This is a genomic window from Paenibacillus sp. ClWae2A (assembly GCF_032452295.1).
Taxonomy (GTDB): domain Bacteria; phylum Bacillota; class Bacilli; order Paenibacillales; family Paenibacillaceae; genus Paenibacillus.
Window position 1 is genome coordinate 1 of the sequence record NZ_JAULSQ010000005.1, and the last position, 23,955, is coordinate 23,955.

Sequence of the window (23,955 nt, forward strand, 5' to 3'; positions counted from 1 at the left end):
CTCCGCTCGACTTGCATGTATTAGGCATGCCGCCAGCGTTCGTCCTGAGCCAGGATCAAACTCTCCAATAAAGTATTGAAAAGAGCGATAAGCTCATTTTGAATCTGACGAGATTAAAAATCTCATTTGTGCTCCAGCCGATCCAAGCCAAGGCTTGTTTCAAACTTTCGCGTTCATTCTGCAAGCAGAATGTTCACTCACTCGTTGTTCAGTTTTCAAAGACCAAACTTATTTCATTATCTCTTGTGTTTCCCGTGTCAGCACTGTGTTTCAGCGGCGACCTAAATAATATATCATACGGCTGAATGTAATGCAACAGTTTTTTTTATTTCTTTTCTTTAATAGTTTTGAATTAGCTAAAGCTATCATATCCGTTCCCTATCTTGTTCTATCATATTAGGTTACGCTCATAGGGTACAAATATTTTAACACATTTATGAAAGGGTTTTCAACACCTTCTCAATAAAATGCTATTATTTCCTGAACAACTATATCTCCGTTATGTGCAACTCATTGTTTACTCAGGTAAGTGGGAAGCCCTCTCTCTATTACAGAGCAGGCTTCCCACTGAATAAAACAAGCACCTAACTTATTCACCAATCGCAATCCGCTAGGTTAGTTTTGTATCCATGGATTACGACGTTTTTTATTATTCGATTTCCGTTGGTTGGAAGGAACTGCACCCTCTCTGGATGTTTTCCCGGACACGGATACCTTGGATTTATTCTTCAGAGGAGCCTTGCTTGTTCTGCGTTTTGCAACTGCCGGCTTATTCCCTGCTTGCTTGGACTTCCCTACCGAATCTGATCCAACCTCTTCAATTGCTACCTGACTTAAGTTAGCGTCTTCACGCCCCCCTTTTTTACCACCTTTGCCTTGCCCTTGAGGAGGGTACATTTCACCAAATGCTCCAAGCGGGGACGGTGGAACCATGTTCTGAGTAGGGTACGGATTCTGATAAGCATACTCAATAGGCTGGTTTGGCATCGTTGATGTAGACATTTCAGGCGGCATACCGTACGAAGAACCATACATATTCCAAGCCGGATCCTGATAACCATGAGAAGGATAAGTATACTGAGGCATATGTGTATGTGAGCCACATCCGCATGGAGGGTACGGAAGCATTGAGTATGGAGATATGAAAGGCGGCTGATGATTCATATGACTAGGTGCTGCATACGTTGGGAATGGACTATTCACTTCGCCAACTGGCGCAATCGGAAATGAGTTATTTTGCATTTCTGCGGAAAGATTTGGCATGACGTTATTGTGGTTATAGCTCTGCTCCGCACCAGTCCACGGACTGTTAGTCATTTCACTGCCACTGTAAGGACTAACTTCCGAAATCCCTGGAAACGGCGCATTGTTACTCACTCCTGCCGTGTACATGTCTTGCTGAACACCATACACCTCTTGGACAGGAACCGGGATTTGAACATAAGGATGTTCCGCTGGCGCATGATGCAACTTGTTACCACAACCACAAGGCTTTTTCGTTGCTGGTGCAACCTCAGTTGGAGACTTTGTATTAGGCATTTCAGGCAAAGGCATAATTTCAGGCGAAAGATTAGGCATTGTATATTTCTTGGATTCTGCTACCGGTTTTACATGAACTTCAGGTTTAACCTCTTCTTTTTTGTGCGTTTCCTTTTCGGGTTTCACTTCAGGAAGCTCCGGTAACTGCGGCAGTACCTCCAGTTCTGGCTTCACATTCGGCTTCTCTGTATTGGCTGGTGGTGGAGCAGGCACCGGGACCGGAACAGGAACCTCTGCTACCGGAGCAGGGGGAGTTGGCGCTACTGGAGCCGGTGGTTCCGGTTCTTTGACTCCCGTGTATTCCTTACCTTCAGGTGACAACTTTTCATGAGCAGCAATGTTGCTAGCACCCGAATTAGATGTGCTGTTTCCTTGTGCGTGCATAGATGGAATATAAACTGTCTCCCCCACCAGCAGAGCATTCGGATTTTTCAACTGTGGATTGGCATTGATCATATCTTTTAAAGGAACTCCCCAGGCTTGTGCCAACTTCCATAACGAATCTCCTTGCTGCACCTTGTGACTGTGAAGCACCCCCTCCGGCTTCGGTGTTACTGGCTCTGCAGGGATTTTGACCTTCATGCCAATATCCAGCTTGTCGGGATTTGTGATTTGTGGATTAGCCGCGATCAATTTGTCCAGCGCTACATTGTATTTTTGGGACAGCAGATATAATGTGTCGCCTTTTTTCACCATGTGTATTTTCACAGGGAACTAACCTCCTAGACGTCATACTTGGGCAGTACATTCGCCCATACCGTTACTACATCCTATGCAGAAACCGGGCTAATGACATCAACTAAACAAAAAAAATCCTCCTGTCGCTAAAATCCCCATACACCAGGTATGCTGAATTTTATCGGACAAGGAGGATTTCCTGTTCCCTATGCTATGCAATTCTAACTTAAGATTCCCACACTTTATAACCATCTTTGTCAACAATCTGACGGAATGCTTCCAGCAGTCTCAGCGTTACCGGACCTGCTACACCCCTGCCAATTGTTCTTCCATCCACTTCATATGCAGCAATAACTTCTGCAGCTGTCCCGGTGAAAAAGACTTCGTCTGCGATATACACATCATGCAGGGTGAATGGCACTTCTTTTAATTCAAGCTCCAGTTCGCCACATAGATCGATAATGGCTTGACGTGTAATCCCTTCAAGTGCTCCGAGATAACAAGGCGGCGTGTACACTACACCATTTTTGATGATGAAGATGTTATCACTTGAACCCTCAGTAACGTAACCTTGGGAATTCAACATAATCGCTTCTCCGGCACCTGAATAGTTAGACTGGATTTTAACCAGGATGTTATTCAGATAGTTCAATGATTTAATTTTTGGATTCAAGGCGTCCGGGATATTCCGGCGTTGGGATACAGACACGGCTTTCAATCCAGTAAGATACGCTTCCTCTGGATAGATCGCCAATTGCTCCACGATGATGATTACGGATGCCTTAGGGCAACGTAACGGGTCCAACCCCAGATTACCAGGGCCACGCGATACAATAAGACGAATATAACCATTACGCATATCATTGCGGCGCACCGTTTCAGCCATCACTTCCAGCATCTCATCAATGGACAGCGGGATGTTCAAACTGATGGATTTGGCCGAATCATACAAACGATCCAAGTGGGCCTTACATCTGAAAATATTTCCGTTATAGATCCGAATACCTTCGAAAATCCCGTCTCCATACAAAAATCCATGATCATATACCGAAACGGTTGCGTTCTCTTTGGTCACATACTGACCATCCAAATAGATCCATTGTTCTGCCACCGATGACTGCACCTCCATAAAATATCCATTCCCTATACTCCGAAACGTTATTAACCCGTCCATTGTACACCAAATGACAAGCTCTTACTTGTTCATTCTACCCAGAATTATGACAACCTTCTAACATTCACAACCAGCATAAAGGTCGATTACCTCGAAGGATATGTATAACAAGGATAGCTACCCAGAACGCGCACCTGACAATTCAACGCCTCAATCTCTGCCATGGCTGCGGTAAGCAATACCGAATCGACCGTTTCCACGACATCAATGTAAAAATAGTAACTGCCCAATCGTTTCTTCGTTGGACGAGATTCGAGACGGGTCAAATTCAGCTTCCGCCAAGCAAATGCCGACAATACCTGATGCAACGCTCCCGGTGCATCTTCTGGTAACGTCACCAGCAAGCTTGTTTTCACATGATCCGGTTCACGAGGAATGTTCACAGGTTCATGGCCGATGAGCACAAAACGGGTATAGTTGTTGTCATGATCTGTAACCCGTTCAGCCATAATGTCCAGACCATGCTTCTGAGCAGCAAGTTTGGTACCGATCGCAACCCAGCCCTTACCCGGATTTTTTTTCACAATTTCTACAGCTTCGGCTGTACTGTTCACACCTTCAAGCTCCGCCCCAGGCGAATGCATCCGAATAAAATTCTGACACTGCGGAATAGCCACAGGATGAGACATGATCTTGGTGATTTTACTAAAATCATACTCGCCACTCTCTGTCTTAAATTCCGAGCCATGTCCAATGACATTCTGGATGGATGGGTATACCCACTCTGCTTGCATCGGAATGTCCACTTCATTCACAAGCCAGTCCATATGAAGACTAACGGAACCCTCAATAGTATTTTCAATCGGAATTACACTGTATTGTGCAATCCCGCTATCCGTTGCTCGAAAAACATCCGAAATCAGCTTCGAGTGAAGCAAATCTAACGGTTCACCGTTAAAAAGGAAATCAATTGCCTCATGAGAGACTGATCCTTCAGGTAATACTGCAATTCGTTTCATGCATTAACTTCCCCTTTGATTCTGTCCAGAAAAGGACGTTCGTCTTGATCAGGCAGCACGGTTACACCGTCCAAATCCGGATCGAGCCACAGTGCAGAAGCAGATATGCCCTCCCGCTCCATGGTGTCCAGCAAATATTGTTCTAATTCCGCTTTTCGGGTGTCATGACGATCTACCAAAGTCAATACAGTCGGTCCCGCTCCGCTCAGGGCAGCTCCCAACGCTCCATGATCAACAGCATGTTCCAATATCTCAGCCATGCCTGGCACCAATGATGCCCGATATGGTTGGTGAATTCGATCTGACATCGCCTTCTGAATCATATCCAGTCGTCCACTCGCCAAAGCGGCAACGAGCAGTGAGGATCTGCTAATGTTATGCACCACATCAGACATGCCAAATTGCTCTGGAATCACATTCCTTGCTTTTGAAGTAGACAGCTGGAATTCAGGTACAATAACCAAAGCCTGCAAATCCTGGTGTGGTTCAATACGTATATGATCTACCTGTTGACCATTCCATGCAGCCGTAATAATACCGCCATACAGAGATGCTCCCACATTATCAGGATGCTTCTCAAGGGATGTGGCCATATCCAGAAGCTTCGCATCGGATAAAGGAGCACCAATTAATGCATTCGCTGCTGCCAATGCCCCAACGATGGCTGATGCACTGCTCCCGAGTCCCCGTGTAAGCGGAATATCGGAATACATGGAAATCTCCAATTCAGGTACGGATACCCCAGCTTCATCAAATACCATCTGTGCGACTTCGTAAATCAAATTCGATTTATCCGTAGGCAGGCCTGTCAAATGATTGCCGTGAAGATGAAATGTTGTCTGCTCGGCAGGTTTCATTTCCAACCAGGCATACAAAGACAATGCCATGCCCAGGGTATCAAACCCCGGACCGAGATTGGCTGTGCTTGCAGGTATTTTTACAGTTACCTTTTCACGCAAACTCATACAGATTGCTGCTCCAGTTGTGCAATAGCGGCCATTACTGCTTCTTCCGTATCTTCAACAACAAGTGGCTCAGTCGCTACTGTTTTGATCGCAATATTAGGATCTTTAAGGCCATTACCTGTCAGTACACAAACTACAGTCTCTCCGCCTTTAAAGTACCCTTCACTCTTCAGTTTGTATACACCGGCAAGGGAAGCCGCAGAAGCAGGTTCAGCAAAAATTCCTTCACGAGAAGCAAGTGTACGATACGCTGTCAGGATTTGTTCATCCGTTACATAGTTGATCTGTCCACCAGATTCCTCAGCTGCAGCTACTGCCGTTTTCCAGCTCGCCGGATTACCGATTCGAATTGCTGTTGCTACCGTTTCAGGTTCAAGGATCGGCTCACCTTTCACAATGGCCATCGCACCTTCTGCTTCGAAACCAACCATACGTGGAAGCGTGTTGGATTTACCTGCCTCTTTATATTCTTTGAAACCTTTCCAATAAGCCGAGATATTCCCCGCATTGCCGACTGGAATAGCCAGAACGTCAGGCGCTTCGCCAAGTTGTTCAATTACTTCAAACGCTGCTGTCTTCTGTCCTTCAATCCGGAACGGATTCACAGAGTTTACAAGCGTGATCGGATGTTTGGCTGTGATCTCACGCACAATCTCCAGTGCACGGTCAAAGTTACCATTGATCGCAATCACCTTAGCTCCATAGATCATGGCTTGGGCCAGTTTACCCAGTGCAATGTTGTTATTCGGAATCAGTACGATACAATTGAGACCACCACGTGCGGCGTAGGCAGCTGCAGCTGCTGACGTATTACCTGTGGATGCACACATGATCGTACGGCTGCCCTCTTCCATAGCTTTGGCAACAGCCATAACCATACCGCGGTCTTTGAAAGATCCCGTAGGGTTCAAACCTTCGTATTTGAAGTAAACATTCAATCCTAGTTCCTCAGACAGATTCTCTGCATGAATCAACGGTGTATTTCCTTCCTGAAGCGTAAGCAGGGGTGTATTTTCATTAACTGGAAGGTGCTCTCTGTACGTTTGCAAAAGTCCTTGATATCTCATTGTGGGTAAACTCCTTTATGTTTTAATAATCTGAAATGATGACCTGTTGAACCGGATATGATTAACTTGTACGTTATAACTGAAATAATTGAGATGCTGTATAGGATACGGACATTTATCCTTCGACCCGGTAGACACTCTTAATGCGGCGAATGACGCTGAGTGATTCAAAATGTTTTAACACTTTATCCATGCTTGCCTTACTTGCATTATGTGTAACGATAATGATCTCGGCATCCGGGTTGTGCTCATTCGGCTGTTGAACAACCGACGCCAGACTGACATCATATTCTGCGAAAATTTGTGTGATTTGTGCCAATACACCGGCTTTGTCGTCTACGTGTAGTAAAATAAAGTTTTTCGACACGATCTGCTCGTCGCTTTGTAGTCGCTTAATCTTATAAGGCACAATTGCTTTGAGACCGTTCACGCCAAGTTTAAGGTTTTTGGTAACCGCCACAATGTCAGCTACAACCGAAGTTGCCGTTGGGAGTTCTCCCGCACCCGCACCGTAGAACATCGTCTCCCCTACAGCTTCACCGTGTACATATACTGCGTTGAACACACCGTTGACTGAAGCAATCGGGTGATTCTGTCTAACCATAGTCGGCTGAACGCTGATCGTGATCTCATCGCCAATACGGTCCGCAATACCAAGTAACTTCATCTCATAGCCCAGTCTTTTGGCATACATAATGTCTTCACGAGTTACGGAAGATATTCCTTTAACGGTTACATCCTTCAACTCCACATTGGTGCGGAAACCGAGCGTACTCAAGATCGCCATTTTGCGAGCTGCGTCAAGTCCCTCCACATCGGAAGTTGGATCCGATTCGGCGTATCCCAGAGCTTGTGCTTCAGCCAGTACTTCTTCATAGGATGCACCTTCCTGACTCATTTTGGTCAGAATAAAGTTCGTTGTTCCGTTCACAATCCCCATAATGCGGGTAATGCGGTCAGAAGAGAAACCTTCAATCAGCGTACGAATGATCGGAATCCCTCCAGCAACACTCGCCTCATAGAACACGTCACATTGTTTTTCCTGTGCCTTCGCCAAAATCTCTGTACCATGCAGTGCCATGAGATCTTTGTTTGCTGTTACGATATGTTTCCCACGTTCCAACGCTTCAAGAATATACTCCTTCGTCTGATCAATGCCGCCCATGACTTCAACGATGACATCAATATCCGGATGACGAATGACTTCCCAAGGATCTTCCGTAAGCTTGGCACGGTCTACAGCAATAACACGTTCTTTCTCTGTATTTTTCACTGCGATCTTCTCGATGACAATCGGCGATCCAACCTGACTGCTCAGATCCTCCTGATTCCCTTCCACAATGCGAACGACTCCCGTTCCGACAGTTCCCAGACCCAACAATCCGACTTTTACTGGTTTCACTAACGATCTACCCCCTAATGTCTATTCTTGTCTGTCAGTCCTGTATGTTAAAGCCTAATTAACCCTGGCCTACAATACGCGTACGCCTTACTCCAGGCATATCTTGCATTCGATCCAGCATTTCACCAATTTCGCCATGAAGATGTGTTGTTTCCACTGAAATGACCACATTGGCTCTTCCCTGAAGCGGGATACTCTGATTAATCGTGAGTACGTTGGCTCCATAACCAGCTACATGTCCAAGTACACGAGACAAGATACCCGACTGATGCTCCAAATCAATGGAGATCGTGACAATTCTCTCGCGCTCAAGCTGGTTGATCAGATGAATTCCATCCTTGTACTTGTAAAATGCACTCCGGCTTAATCCGACCTGTTCAACCGCCTCATGCACTGTTTTAACATCACCAGAAGCCAGTAGTTCTTTTACCTGCATGGTCTTCACCACAGCCTCTGGTAAAATATCTTCCCGTACTAAGTAATAGCGTTCGTTCACAGAACGTCCTCTCCTCAAAGACTCATGTATTCATATAGTGGACATTATATAGGATCTATGACAAAAGGGCAATACATGACACGCCTATTTTTTGAAAAACGTTCCTCACAGTATACAAGTTTATCCCTCTCCCATGTCAGGAAAAAACAAAAAAACGCAGAGTTGCGGGTCAACTTCCCACTCTCTGCGTTCCTATATCGATCTGTCTCTCCACGGAAGACGGCTACTTAGTAGTAACTGCTGCCTTCCACGAATTCGAATTCAAAGTCTCCAATACGCACGATGGTACCTTCTACAGCTCCGCGCTTACGCAACTCAGCATCCACACCCATATAACGCAGTGTACGTGCGAGTTTCAGTATAGCCTCGTGCGAGTTCAGTTGCATCCGTTTCATCATGCGGTCAATCTTGGCACTTTCGACAACGAACATTTCATTCTCACGCACAATTTTGAAACCATCGTCTTCTTTTTTGTCCAGACTATATACTTTACGTTCAGATACATCTGCTACCTCTTCAACCACTCGCTCGTCTGGAACCTGATCCAGCAAATCAGCTGCACGATACAGAAGTTCTTGAATCCCTTTCCGGGTCAAGGATGAAATTGGCATCACTTCAATATCAGGTTGAACTTCACGAACTTGCTGTAAAAATTGCTCCAGGTTCGCTTCAGAGTCTGGCATGTCCATCTTGTTAGCTGCTACAATTTGTGTTCTCTCGGCGAGAAGCGGATTGTACAACTTCAATTCGTCATTGATTTTCTGCCAGTCTTCAAAAGGATCGCGTCCTTCCGAACCCGACATATCTACGACATGAACAATAATACGAGTACGCTCGACATGACGCAAGAACTCATGTCCCAGTCCGACTCCTTCATGCGCACCTTCAATCAGTCCAGGCAAATCGGCCATAACAAAGCTTCGGCCTTCTCCTACACCGACTACACCCAGATTCGGTGTAATGGTTGTGAAATGGTATGCACCGATCTTTGGCTTGGCTGACGAAACGACAGAAAGCAATGTGGATTTACCGACACTCGGGAAACCAACCAAACCAACATCTGCCATAACTTTCAGTTCGAGTACGATGTAACGCTCTTGTCCTTCTTCACCGTTCTCAGCAAGTTCAGGGGCTGGGTTGTTCGGCGTGGCAAATCGAATGTTCCCCCGTCCGCCCCGACCACCACGTGCAATAACAACCTGTTGACCGTGACGTGTCATATCCGCCAGTACTTCTCCACTGTCTTCATCCAAGATGATCGTTCCTGGTGGAATGCGCACAATCATGTTCTCCGCGTTTGCACCATGCTGACTTTTATTACGTCCCTTCTCACCACGTGGGGCCTTGAAGTGACGCTGGTAACGGAAATCCATCAAGGTACGCAAACCTTCATCCACGCGGAAAATGATGTCAGCTCCTCTGCCTCCATCGCCCCCGGCAGGTCCGCCGTTTGGTACATACTTCTCACGACGGAACGAAATAATTCCGTCCCCTCCGTCTCCGGCTTTTACATAAATCTTCGCTTTATCTACAAACATTGGTTAACCCCTTCTTCCTATATTCCACACGGCATTCTGAATTGTATAAACGTATCCTCAGACGGAAACTGCTCCGTTCTGACTTTTTTTCCTTTGAGTACGGCAGTAAGCTGCCGCAGTGTTTCCGGATCGGGTGTTTGATCCCCATCCAGTCGGACAACCACATCTCCATGATCCTGTCCGAAGTTTAAGGTCAGTTTGCGAACCTCTCCCCAAGAAGACCGGCCGCCGCCATATTGATAGGCCCTGATTGCATCAGCAATCGCCCCGGTAAGTGACTCGCCATCCTCGGGAGAGACCAGAGCACTAAGCTGTAACTCATCTTCTATTTCCACATGCAAGTCCAGCGCAATTCCACTGGCGCGAAAAGACTGAAGATAAAATACGAGGGAAGGAATGCCTAATCTGGAGATTCGGCTTTCTTCTGTAACCCGCTCTTTTATTCTTTCCACACATTGCAAGGATTTATCAAGTTTGCCCAGCCGAAGATATCCATATAACACCTGAAGGTCGTTCATCCAGTCGTGTCGATGATGATTTAATGAAGCAATTGCTGTCTTTTCCATGGATTGTATGATGGCTCTGCGTTCCGCCTCCGCCTGTTTCTTCATCGCATTCACAGAAATGAGCAATACTGCGACGGACCACAATGCGCACACGACGCTTGAGATCATCGCCGGATACAACATAACGAAAACCAAAGGAATCAGAAGTGAACATGCCGCAATCCACGGCACTCTTTTCCAAGATTTCATGGCTTCTCCCCGTTCTACAAAACTCGGTTGGTCTACACCCACCGTAACCAAGTATAACATGTCTTTTCTGCCAGTTCATTATCGAATAACCGTTGAATACAAAAAACCTTCGGCAAAAATGCCGAAGGCTCCTTAGGCGGAATGCCGATATTACGCTTCTACTGCAGCTGCTACAGGAGCAACATTAACAGGATAGATGCTTACTTTTTTGCGATCGCGTCCCCAACGTTCGAATTTTACAACGCCGTCGATTTTCGCGAACAAAGTGTCATCTTTACCGATGCCAACGTTAGTTCCTGGGTGAATTTTCGTTCCGCGTTGGCGAACGAGAATGCTACCACCAGTTACAGTTTGACCATCAGCACGTTTAACACCCAGACGTTGAGCATTACTGTCACGTCCGTTCTTCGTGGAACCTACACCTTTTTTCGATGCGAATAACTGAAGATTTAATTTCAACATGATTGGTTGTCCTCCTTCTTTGCTTATTTGAATTGCTGTATTTTAATATACTTCCCGTATGACTCTGCAATATTAGAGAGCATAACCACCATGGATTCGAGTAACAATTGTACCTGGGACCAGGTTTCCCCTCTCTCTAACAAAGGTAAAGAACCGCTTAAAAAGCCATTCTTCATCTTGGCATCCATTTCGACACCGGTCAATGTTTCAATTGAGTTCACCGTACCCACTGTAACAGCGGATACCCCGGCACATACGATGTCTTCTCCCCGCTTGGCAAAATTAGCATGCCCTTCGATGGAAAAACGTTCGATGTTCCCGTCTTCATCACGAAAGATTTGAACGATAATCACTTATCGCACCTTCTTTACGCTTTGATTGTTTCGATAGTTACTTTAGTGTACGGTTGACGGTGACCTTGCTTCACATGGTAGTTCTTTTTAGGTTTGTATTTGTATACGATAACCTTTTGTCCTTTGCCATGTTTCTCCACTTTAGCCGTTACAGTAGCTCCGGAAATCAATGGTGTACCTGCTGTCAAACCTTGATCGTTAGATACAGCCAGGACACGGTCGAACGTTACGCTTTCGCCATCGTTCGCAGTCAATTTCTCGATGAACAGAACATCGCCCTCTTGGACTTTGTACTGTTTGCCGCCTGTTTCAATAATTGCGTACATTTGCCTTGCACCTCCTCATGTCTCAGACTCGCCCGTTCTCAGGTGACAGCCTCCTTGCGGAACTGTTCTTATACCCGGCCAGTGCGGTTACAGCATGTGCAAGACCAATAGGCTAAACACATACTTGAAGATTATATCACGCAATATATCAAAAATCAATGCAAAGGTGAAATATATCTTTTTCCCGTTCCATGACAGGAAGAACACGGCTCCACATAGGGCAACGTACTCTCTTCCCTCACTTTCTTACGGGTAAGTTCGAGCAAACCCAGCTTGGTCCAACCCATTACAAACGCTTTGGTCCGATCCTTCTTGAGCTCGCCCTCCAAGGTTGCTGCGACTTCATGCCGATTCGAGGCTTCCTCCATATCAATGAAGTCGACAATAATCATGCCGCCGATATCTCGCAGGCGCATTAGACGGGCAATCTCCACTGCTGCCTGAATGTTGGTCTCTGTCACGGTCTCTTCCAGACTGTCACCGCCAGCTCCCGTATATTTGCCCGTGTTCACATCCACTACAGTCAGAGCTTCGGTATGATCAATGACAATGTATCCGCCTCCGGGCAACCACACTTTCCGGGCAAAATCCTTATTCAACTGTTCCTGCACTCCATAGGCAGCAAAGATGGATTCTGTTCCCCGATACACCTGTACTTTGGGTTGATGACCAGGACTAATCTCTTCCAGCAATGCTTTTACCTCACGGGCTTGTGTTTCACTATCAGTGATGACTTCGTCACTCCCTGGCGTATACACATCTCTGATGATTCGCTGTACCATGCTATGATCCCGATGCAAGAGGCTTGGTGAAGGCAAACTGTCCGCTTTTTCACGAATCAGGTACCACTGCGCGCGTAGTGTTTCCAAGTCCGACTTAATGGCTTCATGCTGCTCTTCTCCAGATACGGTTCGAATAATAAGTCCTTCTTCATCCTGCCTCAGTTGCTCCCCAAGTGCCTTAAGACGGGAACGATCCCCTTCACGGGCAATTTTCTTGGATACCGCTACATAGTCAGCAACAGGCATGTAGACAAGCCAACGGCCCGGGAGTGAATAATGAGTCGTCACCCGGGCTCCCTTGCCTCCTACCGGTTCTTTCAGAACCTGAACAATGACTTCCTGACCCGGACGAAGCAACTCCGAGATGGAAGGCTTCACCTTGGGCTGCTTTTCCAGATGGGGATGCAACACATCGTCCACATAAAGAAACGCATTCTTTTTCTGACCAATATCCACAAAAGCAGCCTGCATACCTGGTAACACATTCACGACCCGTCCCTTGAAAAAAGAACCCAGCAGTCCACGCTCGCGTGTACGCTCTGCCGTAAATTCCACAGCTTTGCCTTCTTCCAGAAGCGCCATTTGCATGAGGTTATGTTCATTATGTACTATCATTTGTTTCATGGCTTCACCTCTAGAAGACAATTCAATTCATCCACATCCATTTCAGTATCTTTACAATTCTCATTGTACATGTATTAACCCATTTCAGAACAGGTCCACCAGAACACTACAATTTATCACCATTTTGTTGAAAATAGGAACCGATAATTCGTTGCTCAGGCAAGACGGCCATAATTCGGCCCTGTCTGTTCATCACGTATACCATATGGTATCTTTCTCTCTTTAATAGACGCAAAATAGTGTCCAAAGGTTTCGCCGGAAATGAGATTATGGGCTGCGCCAAACTGCCAGTAGCTGCGTGACGAGCGAAAGCACCTTCCCGATTCATGAGAAAACGGATAAAGCGATAGGGCACATTTCGGTAATCCGTTAAGTTGGAATAGAACAAAAAAAGACCGATTAACAGAATGTTGAGCGGTAGGCCGTAGTCTCCAGTAAACCATCGGCTGATAGAATACAAAATAACACCTACGCTACACAGAATGCTAATTCTGTAAGTCCACATTAATGTTGTATAGTAGGGTGCCCACAGACTGACAAGCGCCTGAACAATTTTACCTCCGTCCAGAGGAAGTACAGGGAGCAGATTAAAGAGGGCAATGAGCAGGTTCCCCTGAATGATATAGTTGAGAAAAACCGGGTCGCCCAGATTTCCATACTGCAACAGCATAACCACGCCAACCATCAACATGTTTTGTAATGGACCCGCCAAAGCAATGATGATTTCCCGGTAGGCCGTGATCGTACCTCCATCTTCGATAACCGCTACTCCTCCAAAAGGAAGCATCTGGATCGACAAGACACGATAGCCCAGAAGGGCAGCAGCCGCAGCATGTCCACATTCATGAATGAATACGATCGCAAACAACGTAATAAGTTCAATAAAATGTCCAGTCAGAAGGGAGGCCATCATGATAATTACAAAAAACGGATGAAACGTAATGCGGACTCCCCACACCCTAATCAAGGGCAACAACTTCCGCTGGGTCTACGTACTCCTCACCCTCTTTGACCGCAAAATAGAGCGTGGCCGGTTGTTCACCACCCGTAGCCTTGAGACTGCCCACTGGATTCCCCGCTTCCACCCAATCATTCACGTTCACTTCACTTTCGTTCAACCGACCGTATATTGCCGTGACATTGCCTGTATGCTGGATGACAACTGTGAATCCACTTGCTGCATCGCCGATAACCTCCATGACACGCCCAGCATCCGAACTTGCGACCTGTATAAGTTCTGCACCTGCGGCATCCGGAACGATCTCAATTCCCTTCATGCTCAGCGCAAATGGCTGAACTACTGTGCCCGAGATCGGTTTGCCCAGTAACTGCCGTATGCCGGAACCGTTGACAGCATCCGTCGTATGCCCGAGAACCGGAAGAAACGAAGGCGTTCCTCCAAAATGCCGTTCATACCAAGCCGCTGCTGAGGCAAAATCCATATCTCGATGAAGTGCATTGGCAATCACTGTTTTTGGGGATGTCGTCCACGATGTATCCAATTGAAACAGACCCCATACTCCGCCAAATATCAGAGCGCTAATGACCGTCCGCTTGAAAAGTGACTTGAACAGGTTGAATCTCGAATGCCCCCCTGGAACGAAATGACCATTCTCTTTTTTCCACATCCATTCTGGATCTCTTTCCTGTATCCCCTCACTAGGCGTAACTGGTTTCCGGTGTATGATCTCATTCTTGTCCAACAGTGAACCTAATTTCTGCTCCTGTAAGACCTCCACAGTGGCACCATCCATCAGTCGCCGAATGCGTTCTTCTCGTCTCTGCTTAATTCTGAGTTTCGTGTTCATCGAATATCCTCCCGCCGAGGCTTGTTTACTACATCCTATGAAGAGGTGGTTGATAATATGAACAAGCCTGTGAGCAGGTAACAAAAAAAGCCGGGCTATGAGCCACGGCTGTCATGTAATCAGATAATGAATAAGTCCATTTAAATGAGTTAACCCATTCCGAAGAACTTTTTGAAACGGGTGAAAGCTCCCTTTTTCTGCTCCAGTTGCATCAATGGAACCGTATCTCCCAAAATGCGTCTTGCAATGTTACGATAGGCAATCGCCGCAAGTGAATCCGGATTCATGACTGTAGGTTCTCCTGAATTGGCAGCTTTGATGACCAGTTCATCATCAGGCACGATGCCAATCAGGTCAATATTAAGTACTTGTAAAATACCATCGATATCTAACATGTCACCCGATTTAACCATATTATTACGAATTCGATTCACCACCAGCTTTGGTGATTGAATGTGTGAACTCTCCAGCAGGCCGATGACACGATCCGCATCACGCACTGCAGCATTTTCCGGTGTAGTGACCACGATGGCCTGATCTGCTCCTGCTACCGCATTTTTGAAACCCTGCTCTATGCCGGCTGGGCAATCAATAATGACGTATTCAAAATCTTTTTTCAATTCAAGGATAATATCCTTGACCTGTTCTGGCGACACTGAGTTTTTGTCTCTCGTCTGCGCAGCAGGCAACATGTATAATTCTTCGAAACGCTTGTCTTTGACCAAAGCCTGATTCAGACGGCAGCGGCCGTCCGCAACGTCGCACAGATCGTAAATAATACGGTTTTCGAGTCCCATCACGACATCCAAATTACGAAGGCCGATATCGGTATCTACCAGACAAACCTTTTTGCCGAGCAACGCCAGCGCTGTCCCGATGTTTGCCGAGGTGGTTGTTTTACCCACGCCGCCTTTACCCGAAGTGATCACGATCGCCTCTCCCATGAGCTACACTCCTTTAAACACATTAAAATCTCGGCGTAACCGAACGATATTGCTCATTTTGTCTATCTGCATCTGATTGTCCTGTAAGTAAGCAAATTCCATTCCGGTCTCTCGGCTCTCCCATTCATCGGGAGGACGACTGATGATATCCGCAATCCGCAGCTGCGTCGGTGCAAATACCGAAGCGGCAATGATCGCTTCCTCGTCCCCGCCAATTCCGGCATGAGCCATACCTCTGAGTGAACCCAACACATATATATCTCCGGTACACGTCACTGTGCCCCCCGGATTGATATCCCCAAGAAACAGGAGATTTCCTTCATGATGAAGCACCTGACCTGAACGCACCATACCACACATGGTTACAATCGGCGGCGGTCCTTTAACCTCCGGTTGGAGTGCAGGTGAGTCGATGGATCGAATAAGCAGATTCCCTTTTTGCTTCAATATATCGAGGATTGCTTCTTTCTGGTCCTCTGTCACTTCGCGGGCACCCAACTTGATATCCACATGAACAATCGGTCCGGTCAAAATATTTTGATGGCTGTGTTCCAGCTTATAGCGGAGCTCATAGAGCAATTCCTCGAATTCACATTGATCGTCCAACAGGAAAACCAGGCCGTCTCGGATGCCTTTAATCGTTACGTGATTCGATTTTACCGTCATAAGCCTGTCCCTCCCATCTCATTACATTTCGTGCCCGGGGCCCCAAGTTCCTGCTTTGCGCTCCATAAATGTATTTAGGAAGCTTCTTCTGTCTTGCTCCGTCTTTTGCCGATCCGCTCCAGTTGTTTCCGAAGCGGGACATAAATGATCAAGGCAAACACAAAATGAATGAACAAATTAGGAATCATATATTCAATCAACGCCCAGTCAAAGGTCACGTGGTTAAGTTGGAAGAGCTTGTACAGGAAAAATAGCATGGTGTCATTAAGCAGACTTCCCAAAATGACAACCGATACCATAACCGGCAGTGGTGCACGCGGTGCTTGAAAAATGAGTCCCATCATATATGCCGATAATCCCATTGAGAATCCATAAGGTCCAATCATCTCGCCGTAGAATACAACGTCATGCAATAGTCCAAAAAATATACCGAGCACTAGTGCCGTGTGCCGATGATGATATACAGCGATAAACAAAATTACGATATAGACCAGATTGGCAGAAATACGCATCTGCCAGCCAGAAGGGATGAGCAGCGGCAAAATCGTGCCTTCAGCAATGAACAACACAAACAGCAGCAGGAATAAGACTTGCTTGCGCGTCACCATTACTCTTTTACCTCAGGCGGGATAATGATAATCAGTTCTTTCCAGTCCAAAAAGCTTGCATATGGCTTAATTGTAGCTGTTTTTGTTAAACCATATTCACTTTTCTCAACTTCCTTCACTTCCCCGATCCGCATATACTTTGGAAAGTTATTGATAATCCCGGAGGAGATGATTTCATCGCCCTTTTCAATATTTGAATCCTCTGAAATCTTGGTCATCTTGAGCATGCCCGTCTTGGGATCATAACTCTCAATCATACCAAATACTTTCTCCTTACCTACTGCCGTTGCTGCAATGGCATTCGATGTCGGATCATTCGCGTCCATGGAGGTTAACAGATTAACCGTTGATGTATATGAGCTGACATGACTGATCACGCCGACCAGCCCTTCCTGGGAGGTAACGGCCATCCCCGGCTTAATTCCTGCATTTTCACCGATATCAATGTTAATGGTTCTGCTGTTTGGATCCGAATTGGCACTGATAACCTGTGCAATTCGGGAACCATAATTATATCGATTCTGCTGTTCCTTTGTGAAATTAAGTGCTTTCTCCAATTGCTGATTCTTCTGCTCCATATCATTGTACTTCAGGCGATCCCGGGTATAGTGACCCATCGCGATGCGAAGCTCTTCATTCTCTTGATATACCGTACGCATGTTCGCTACATCTTTGAAAAAGCCCGCTACATAGGAAGCGGGCTTGTAAAATACGTATTGTACAAATCCAACTGAATCCTTCAGGAATTTCTCCGGCCAGGATAGAGTGGTTCGCGGACTGAGCGTAAAGCCCATTAACGCGATAAATGTAACAAGGCCCACCAGCAAAACAAAAAGTCTTTTGTTGCCTAGCAGTTTAAACAGTTCGAACACCCTCTAACATCCATATTCTCTTCCGAGCCATGCCCGGCGGGGAGACTGTCAGACCTGTAGTCCCTGCGAGAATATCAGCCGATCCTCCCCTGTTAAGCGGGTAATAGCTCATCCCCGGGGTTAACCGGGTCCTCTATAAAGATATCTTGCCACTTGGTCGCTATGCCAAGTTAGGCAAATACCAATTAACGTTTGGAACGAACTGCCGAACTGCTTCTGCTTTTGAACAAATGAATATTCTCTAGCGCTTTACCTGTTCCGATCGCTACACAATCCAGCGGGTTCTCCGCCACAATGACCGGCATTCCTGTCTCACCAGCCAGAAGCTTGTCCAGATTGCGTAGAAGCGCGCCACCACCTGTAAGAACGATTCCCCGATCCATGATATCGGCCGCAAGTTCAGGCGGGCATTTTTCGAGCGTTACTTTTACAGCTTCAACAATCGCATTCACCGTATCAGCCAGCGCTTCACTGATCTCGTCGGAAGTAATCGTAATTGTCTTCGGCAGACCTGTAACGAGGTCACGTCCACGAATTTCCATCGTTTCTACTTGTTCCAATGGCATAGCTGATCCGATGTCCATCTTCAATTGCTCCGATGTACGCTCACCGATCATGAGATTGTATTGGCGTTTGATGTACTGGATAACGGATTCATCCATCTCGTCACCTGCTACACGAACCGAACGGCTCGTTACAATACCACCAAGAGAGATAACAGCCACTTCCGTTGTACCGCCACCAATATCGACAACCATACTACCCGTTGGTTCCCATACAGGCAGATCTGCACCAATTGCAGCTGCAAAAGGCTCTTCAATTGTATAGGCTTCACGTGCCCCAGCCTGTTTGGTTGCATCTTCAACCGCACGTTGTTCTACTGCTGTGATCCCGGATGGTACACATACCATTACGTTTGGATGACGCTGGAACATGGAGCGCTGTTTCTGCGCCTCACGGATGAAATATTTGATCATTGTTGCCGTTGTATCGAAATCGGCAATAACGCCATCTTTCATTGGACGAATGGCACGAATGTTACCAGGTGTACGTCCAATCATTTTTTTGGCGGCTTCACCTACTGCCTCGATGCTATTTGTATCTGTCCGTATAGCGACAACCGAAGGTTCTCGCACCACAATTCCTTTTCCTCGTACATAAACCAACGTATTTGCTGTCCCCAAGTCAATACCCAAATCTTTCGTAAAACCACCAAACATAACATAATCTCCTTTTCTGCCTCATATAGCCGCTCTATTCTGATTCAGAGCGTAATAATTTCATTCCCACGCAAAACGTGGAGCTAATATTCGCATTTGTTTTTTTGCATTTGTAAAGTGAACCTATCTTTTACGGACAACGCCGTTAACATTCATAGGAAAACATCAACGCCAACCATTATATTATACTAAGCCCTTCTCCTTCAAACTTACGTACGTTCCATCTCCGATAATAATATGATCAAGCACGTCAATGCCAACAATAGCGCCTGCTTCAATCAGTCTCTTGGTTATTTGGATATCCTCCGGACTGGGCGTAGGATCACCACTCGGATGGTTGTGTGCGCACACAATCGATGCGCTGCTGCATTTGATGGCAGCCCGGAACACTTCACGTGGATGTACAATCGAAGCGTTAAGGCTGCCCATGGAGAGTGTTTCCTGGGCAATAATATGATTTTTGCTATTCAGAAAAAGACACACAAAATGTTCTTTTTGCAAGTAACGCAATTGTTCCATCAGAATGTCAGCTGCATCACGGGGTGTACGAATTGAAGTCGACTGCGTGAGTCTGCTTTTGGCAATCCGATGACCCAACTCAATGCCAGCTTTCAATTGCACAGCCTTGGCATTGCCGATTCCTTTCATCGCGGTCAGTTCTTCCAGACTCAAATCCATCAAGGAGCGAATGCCACCCGCTTCGGCCAGAATCCGCTGTGCCATATGCACCGCGGATTCCTGTCTTGTGCCTGTTCGAAGTAAAATCGCCAGCAATTCAGCATGGCTTAAGGCGCCCGCCCCGTATTCCATCATGCGTTCTCTCGGGCGTTCTTCCTGGGGGATGTCGCGCATCATGTATTGAGGCGACTCCATATGTTCCCTCTTTTCATTTCACAACATTTGGCTTCATTCATGTTCGTGGCAACACATGTACGCCGAACCCGTCCAACATATCACTTAGCAAGGATAGCGGCAAGCCAACCACATTAAAATAACATCCTTCAATGCGGTCGATCAGTGAAGCACCAATGCCCTGAATGGCATATGATCCTGCCTTATCTGAAGGCTCACCCGTCTGCACATAGGCACGGATGGTCGCATCCGTCAGCTCTTTCATCGTTACATCGGTCTGGCGGTAATGAACTAACGACTGTCCATTGCCCGCATCAATACAAGCGACACCCGTAAACACCCGATGTACGCGGCCCTGCAGCCGGGATAACATACGTTCAGCATCCGCTTCGTCTAAAGGTTTGCCTAGAATCTCACCATCCAGAACAACAACAGTGTCACTACCAACAATAATGGCTTCCTGCTCACGGCCTTCAAGCCCGCGATACACGGCAAGCGCCTTGCGCAAAGCAAGCTCCTGTACCGTCTGTTCAGGTGTCCACTCTGGTGGTGTATCTTCATTGGCATGACTTGGTATTACATCAAACGCTAGGTGGAGTGATGCGATCAGTTCTTTGCGCCGAGGCGATGTGGAGGCCAGAATAATAGGGCGCTGCTCTGTGTTATCCAAAATGAACGGCTCCTTATGCCACGGCAACATCCTGTCCGGATCACGATAATAGATGTCACTGGTTTAATTTTTTTCGTCATAACTCGTCATTCTCCTACAGTCTGCGATACAGCCACACAGCGGCAATAATACCGATCAGACTCAGAAGGCTCATTTGAAATTGAAGTGAAATATCATAACTGATAATATCCAGATCAGCCTGCGGCGACCAACGTATGGTCGTGGCTTTCGTAAGAAAGGCTACTGCCTTAACAGGCTGCAGTGCCTTGGCGATCCACGCTCCGGCCATCCAGCCGAGCAGCAGAAACAGCAATAACATGCCGAAGTTTTTTTTCATCGGTAATCTTCCCTCGCCATTTTTTGACACCCACATTATTATACGGGGTTTTGTACGTCAATACAAACACAAATCCGGCAAGGGGAACTATTTCCAGTTCCTTGCCGGATGGGTATTTCCAAGCGTTGTTATGGGAAAGAGCATGTTACTGCTTAATCGCTTCGAGCCATTTTTTCTGCTGCAGTACATATTCCATCAGATCGGACTGCACGGACCACATGTACACATCATCCGGGTTTTTGTTGTACTCTGCGATAGCCGTAATTGCACTGTTCATTGATTTCTCCATTCCGCCAATAATAGGTTGTACATCTGCGGTCAGACCAGGTGTAATACTATTCAATCCCGTCAGCCATGACTGGTGCTTATTCTGAATCGCGGTCATCGTTTCTGTAGAGACTGCTGCCGGAGCAGACTGTCCCAGCTGTTGAATAGACAAGGTAGACAGTTGTTCGACCAGTGCAGAACTGTTTGTGAAGAAAAGCTGCACATCCTCTTGCTTGCCACCGAATATAGCCGGATTGATCTCAGGGTTAACGATCTCCTTGACATACAGTTCAACTCCCTGGGCTTTTAGCCTGGAGCTAAGCAGCTTGGCCTCTTCACGATCAGCCGAAATGCCTGCATATACACGATTGCCATCTTCAGGATCAGAACCTGCGGCTATACCTGCCTGAGCCAGCTCAAGCTTGGCCTGCTCAGCTCGTTCAGGAGAACTGAATACGCCGTATTGAAGTGCATAATACGTGCTGCCATTCGTAGCTGTCTGAAGCTGTTGCTCTGTACCTGCAGCCCCCTCCTGACCCGTCACGGTGGAAACCGCCTGATTGACGGGAAGAAGATCACCTGGCTTGGCGGCTCCTTCTTTATTGAAAAATGAAAGAATAACCATGCCAAAGAGTGCTCCGGTAACAAGTGCCCCGGTAACAGAACCAATCATTTTCCATCCCCTTGGAGGGCGATTGCGTTTGTACGAATAGTTCTCCGAATCTGCAAGCCAGTCGTGGCCTTGATCATCATGGGTATTGGACAGATCACGACGCTCTTCCTCCGGATTTTCGGTGTGATTAACATAACCGTAACCGGAACGGTTCCCAAAATAGTGGGCCTCATCCAAGTTCAAGTTCGAATCATGGCTCACCCGCTCGTCAGGTTCAGGTACAGTAGAGCTTGTCAGCACCGTCTCTCCCCAGTCTCCGGGGATATCCTCAGGCGTCCATGATGGGGTTGTATCCATCTGCTTAGGCGTTAGCGGTTGATTATGCGGTAATTCTTCACTTAACGTCACCAATGGACTGGACGCGGATATCCTCTTGTTTTCAGGCTTGTCCGACTCATGATCCCCGAAGCGAAACGTCATTCTAGCATTGCTCACCCGTACCCTCTCCTTTGTCCCATTTATATCAGCTATATGCAGAGACTGGAGAATACATTCCATATAACGCAAAAAACGCCTGCTTCGTATCGAAGACAGGCGATTTCTCAATTGATTTATTTCAAACCTTTGGCAAGTGTATCGCCGACTTTCCAAATATCACCTGCACCCATCGTAATCACAAGATCTCCTGGCTGCAGACGATGCTGCAGGTCAGCGACAACTTCTTCTTTTGTAGGAAGGTAACGTGCAGAAGCATTACTGTTTTGAACGATCAGTTCAACCAGTTTGGCTGAGGTTACCCCTTCGATCTGCTTTTCGCCCGCAGGAGAATAGATATCCGTAATAAGCACCTCATCCGCTTCCGCGAAAGCACGACTGAACGCATCCAGCAGGAAGAACGTCCGCGTATAACGCTGTGGCTGGAATACCGCAATAATGCGTTTGCCTGTTGCTTTGGCGGCACTAATCGTAGCTTCAATCTCAGTCGGATGATGAGCATAATCATCAATGATTAGCATATCACGCGCCTCGCCCAATACCTGGAATCTGCGTTTGGCTCCGTGGAACTGGATGATAGCTGCCACAATCTTCTCAAATGGAATGCCTGCTTCCAGACAGGTAATCACCGTAGCCATCGCATTATAAACGTTATGCTTACCCGGCACTGATAACTCAACCGTGCCCATAGCAGCACCCTGATGATTCATCGTAAAGGAAATCCGGCGATCACCCAGTACAATATCCGTTGCCGTATAATCCGCAGCACGATCAATACCATAGGTTGTAATCCGTGACTTGAGTTCAGGCAAAATCGCTTGAACATTCTCGTCGTCAGAACACACAATCGCTGTTCCTTCCGGACGAATCTGGCTCAGGAACTGCACATAAGCTTTTTTGAGCTCCTCAAAATCACTGTTGTAATTCTCCAGATGATCTGCCTCAATATTGGTCACAATACCGAGCCATGGATGGTACTGCAAAAATGAGCCATCGCTCTCGTCTGCCTCAGCGACTACCCAGTCGCCCTGGCCTGCCTTGGCGTTGGTGCCCACATTCATGATTTCTCCGCCAATGATATATGTCGGGTCCGTATCACATTTATCCATAACAAGTGCAATCATGGATGAGGTGGTTGTTTTACCGTGAGCTCCAGCCACAGCCACACCTTTACGTTCGTTCAACAAACGTGCAAGCATCTGGGAACGATGCAGAATCGGAATGTTCAGCTCTGCAGCTGCTACCCGTTCCACATTATCAGCAGGCGCTGCCGTAGAGTAAACAACCAGGTCTGCTCCAGTGACGTGCTCTGCCGTATGTCCGATATATATTTTCGCTCCCTTGGCTGCCAACTTCTCGGTCAACTCCTGTGAAGCGACATCCGATCCGGTAACGGTGTATCCCATTTCCAACATAACTCTTGCGATGGCACTCATGCCATATCCGCCAATCCCTATAAAATGAACGTGTTCCGATGTATTTA

General features: G+C 46.8%; 25 protein-coding genes, 1 rRNA gene and 1 other annotated feature. All 26 genes read right to left on the reverse strand.

Going from position 1 to position 23,955, the window contains the following annotated elements:
- Positions 1–71 (reverse strand): 16S ribosomal RNA (locus tag QVE09_RS16775); the annotation flags it as partial.
- Positions 72–615: 544 nt separating this feature from the next.
- Entirely contained in the window at positions 616–2,247 is a 1,632-nt protein-coding gene (locus tag QVE09_RS16780; protein ID WP_315937711.1) for a LysM peptidoglycan-binding domain-containing protein, read from the reverse strand.
- Positions 2,248–2,443: 196 nt separating this feature from the next.
- The gene (gene ilvE / locus QVE09_RS16785) at positions 2,444–3,328 is read right to left on the reverse strand and encodes a branched-chain-amino-acid transaminase (protein WP_315937712.1); all 885 of its coding nucleotides are present in this window, start codon (positions 3,326–3,328) and stop codon (positions 2,444–2,446) included.
- 149 nt (positions 3,329–3,477) lie between these two features.
- On the reverse strand, positions 3,478–4,350 hold the full coding sequence (gene pheA, locus QVE09_RS16790; protein WP_315937713.1) for a prephenate dehydratase: 873 nt from the start codon (positions 4,348–4,350) through the stop codon (positions 3,478–3,480).
- On the reverse strand, positions 4,347–5,315 hold the full coding sequence (gene thrB, locus QVE09_RS16795; RefSeq protein WP_315937714.1) for a homoserine kinase: 969 nt from the start codon (positions 5,313–5,315) through the stop codon (positions 4,347–4,349). Before thrB ends, pheA begins: the two co-directional genes overlap by 4 nt.
- Positions 5,312–6,382 (reverse strand): threonine synthase, encoded by a 1,071-nt coding sequence (gene thrC, locus QVE09_RS16800; protein WP_036605915.1) that lies wholly within the window; start codon positions 6,380–6,382, stop codon positions 5,312–5,314. The genes thrB and thrC overlap by 4 nt, the downstream gene beginning before the upstream one ends.
- 115 nt (positions 6,383–6,497) lie before the next feature.
- Positions 6,498–7,784 (reverse strand): homoserine dehydrogenase, encoded by a 1,287-nt coding sequence (locus tag QVE09_RS16805; RefSeq protein WP_017692626.1) that lies wholly within the window; start codon positions 7,782–7,784, stop codon positions 6,498–6,500.
- A gap of 58 nt (positions 7,785–7,842) precedes the next feature.
- Entirely contained in the window at positions 7,843–8,280 is a 438-nt protein-coding gene (locus tag QVE09_RS16810) for an ACT domain-containing protein (RefSeq protein ID WP_017692625.1), read from the reverse strand.
- Between the two features lie 227 nt (positions 8,281–8,507).
- On the reverse strand, positions 8,508–9,818 hold the full coding sequence (gene obgE / locus QVE09_RS16815; RefSeq protein WP_076216952.1) for a GTPase ObgE: 1,311 nt from the start codon (positions 9,816–9,818) through the stop codon (positions 8,508–8,510).
- Positions 9,819–9,835: 17 nt separating this feature from the next.
- Positions 9,836–10,633: a Spo0B domain-containing protein gene (locus QVE09_RS16820; protein ID WP_235193928.1), complete on the reverse strand. Its 798-nt coding sequence runs from the start codon at positions 10,631–10,633 to the stop codon at positions 9,836–9,838.
- Between the two features lie 90 nt (positions 10,634–10,723).
- Positions 10,724–11,035, reverse strand: coding sequence for a 50S ribosomal protein L27 (rpmA, locus tag QVE09_RS16825; RefSeq protein ID WP_017692622.1), 312 nt, complete (start codon positions 11,033–11,035; stop codon positions 10,724–10,726).
- A gap of 23 nt (positions 11,036–11,058) precedes the next feature.
- On the reverse strand, positions 11,059–11,388 hold the full coding sequence (locus QVE09_RS16830; protein WP_036605912.1) for a ribosomal-processing cysteine protease Prp: 330 nt from the start codon (positions 11,386–11,388) through the stop codon (positions 11,059–11,061).
- A gap of 14 nt (positions 11,389–11,402) precedes the next feature.
- Entirely contained in the window at positions 11,403–11,714 is a 312-nt protein-coding gene (rplU, locus tag QVE09_RS16835) for a 50S ribosomal protein L21 (RefSeq protein WP_017692620.1), read from the reverse strand.
- 14 nt (positions 11,715–11,728) lie between these two features.
- Positions 11,729–11,813 (reverse strand) — a sequence feature (ribosomal protein L21 leader region).
- A gap of 56 nt (positions 11,814–11,869) precedes the next feature.
- Positions 11,870–13,120: an Rne/Rng family ribonuclease gene (locus tag QVE09_RS16840; protein WP_315937715.1), complete on the reverse strand. Its 1,251-nt coding sequence runs from the start codon at positions 13,118–13,120 to the stop codon at positions 11,870–11,872.
- Between the two features lie 106 nt (positions 13,121–13,226).
- The gene (locus QVE09_RS16845; RefSeq protein WP_315937716.1) at positions 13,227–14,087 is read right to left on the reverse strand and encodes a site-2 protease family protein; all 861 of its coding nucleotides are present in this window, start codon (positions 14,085–14,087) and stop codon (positions 13,227–13,229) included.
- On the reverse strand, positions 14,080–14,928 hold the full coding sequence (locus tag QVE09_RS16850) for a peptidoglycan DD-metalloendopeptidase family protein (RefSeq protein ID WP_315937717.1): 849 nt from the start codon (positions 14,926–14,928) through the stop codon (positions 14,080–14,082). The genes QVE09_RS16845 and QVE09_RS16850 overlap by 8 nt, the downstream gene beginning before the upstream one ends.
- A 149-nt stretch (positions 14,929–15,077) precedes the next feature.
- Positions 15,078–15,872 carry a septum site-determining protein MinD gene (minD, locus tag QVE09_RS16855; protein ID WP_053783092.1) on the reverse strand — a complete coding sequence of 265 codons (795 nt, stop codon included), beginning with the start codon at positions 15,870–15,872 and terminating at the stop codon, positions 15,078–15,080.
- A gap of 3 nt (positions 15,873–15,875) precedes the next feature.
- The gene (gene minC / locus QVE09_RS16860; RefSeq protein ID WP_017692615.1) at positions 15,876–16,538 is read right to left on the reverse strand and encodes a septum site-determining protein MinC; all 663 of its coding nucleotides are present in this window, start codon (positions 16,536–16,538) and stop codon (positions 15,876–15,878) included.
- A gap of 74 nt (positions 16,539–16,612) precedes the next feature.
- A complete protein-coding gene (gene mreD / locus QVE09_RS16865; protein WP_036605906.1) occupies positions 16,613–17,146 on the reverse strand; it encodes a rod shape-determining protein MreD in 534 nt (177 codons plus the stop codon).
- Positions 17,146–18,018: a rod shape-determining protein MreC gene (mreC, locus tag QVE09_RS16870; protein WP_315937718.1), complete on the reverse strand. Its 873-nt coding sequence runs from the start codon at positions 18,016–18,018 to the stop codon at positions 17,146–17,148. The genes mreD and mreC overlap by 1 nt, the downstream gene beginning before the upstream one ends.
- Positions 18,019–18,203: 185 nt before the next feature.
- Positions 18,204–19,238, reverse strand: coding sequence for a rod shape-determining protein (locus QVE09_RS16875; RefSeq protein ID WP_017692612.1), 1,035 nt, complete (start codon positions 19,236–19,238; stop codon positions 18,204–18,206).
- Positions 19,239–19,421: 183 nt separating this feature from the next.
- The gene (gene radC, locus QVE09_RS16880; protein WP_036673540.1) at positions 19,422–20,111 is read right to left on the reverse strand and encodes a RadC family protein; all 690 of its coding nucleotides are present in this window, start codon (positions 20,109–20,111) and stop codon (positions 19,422–19,424) included.
- 37 nt (positions 20,112–20,148) lie between these two features.
- Positions 20,149–20,760: a Maf family protein gene (locus QVE09_RS16885; RefSeq protein WP_315937719.1), complete on the reverse strand. Its 612-nt coding sequence runs from the start codon at positions 20,758–20,760 to the stop codon at positions 20,149–20,151.
- Positions 20,761–20,854: 94 nt separating this feature from the next.
- Positions 20,855–21,097: a DUF4321 domain-containing protein gene (locus QVE09_RS16890; protein ID WP_105410708.1), complete on the reverse strand. Its 243-nt coding sequence runs from the start codon at positions 21,095–21,097 to the stop codon at positions 20,855–20,857.
- Positions 21,098–21,242: 145 nt separating this feature from the next.
- Positions 21,243–22,472: an SPOR domain-containing protein gene (locus QVE09_RS16895; protein ID WP_315937720.1), complete on the reverse strand. Its 1,230-nt coding sequence runs from the start codon at positions 22,470–22,472 to the stop codon at positions 21,243–21,245.
- A gap of 116 nt (positions 22,473–22,588) precedes the next feature.
- The gene (gene murC, locus QVE09_RS16900) at positions 22,589–23,908 is read right to left on the reverse strand and encodes a UDP-N-acetylmuramate--L-alanine ligase (protein ID WP_253442774.1); all 1,320 of its coding nucleotides are present in this window, start codon (positions 23,906–23,908) and stop codon (positions 22,589–22,591) included.
- Positions 23,909–23,955 lie beyond the last annotated feature (47 nt).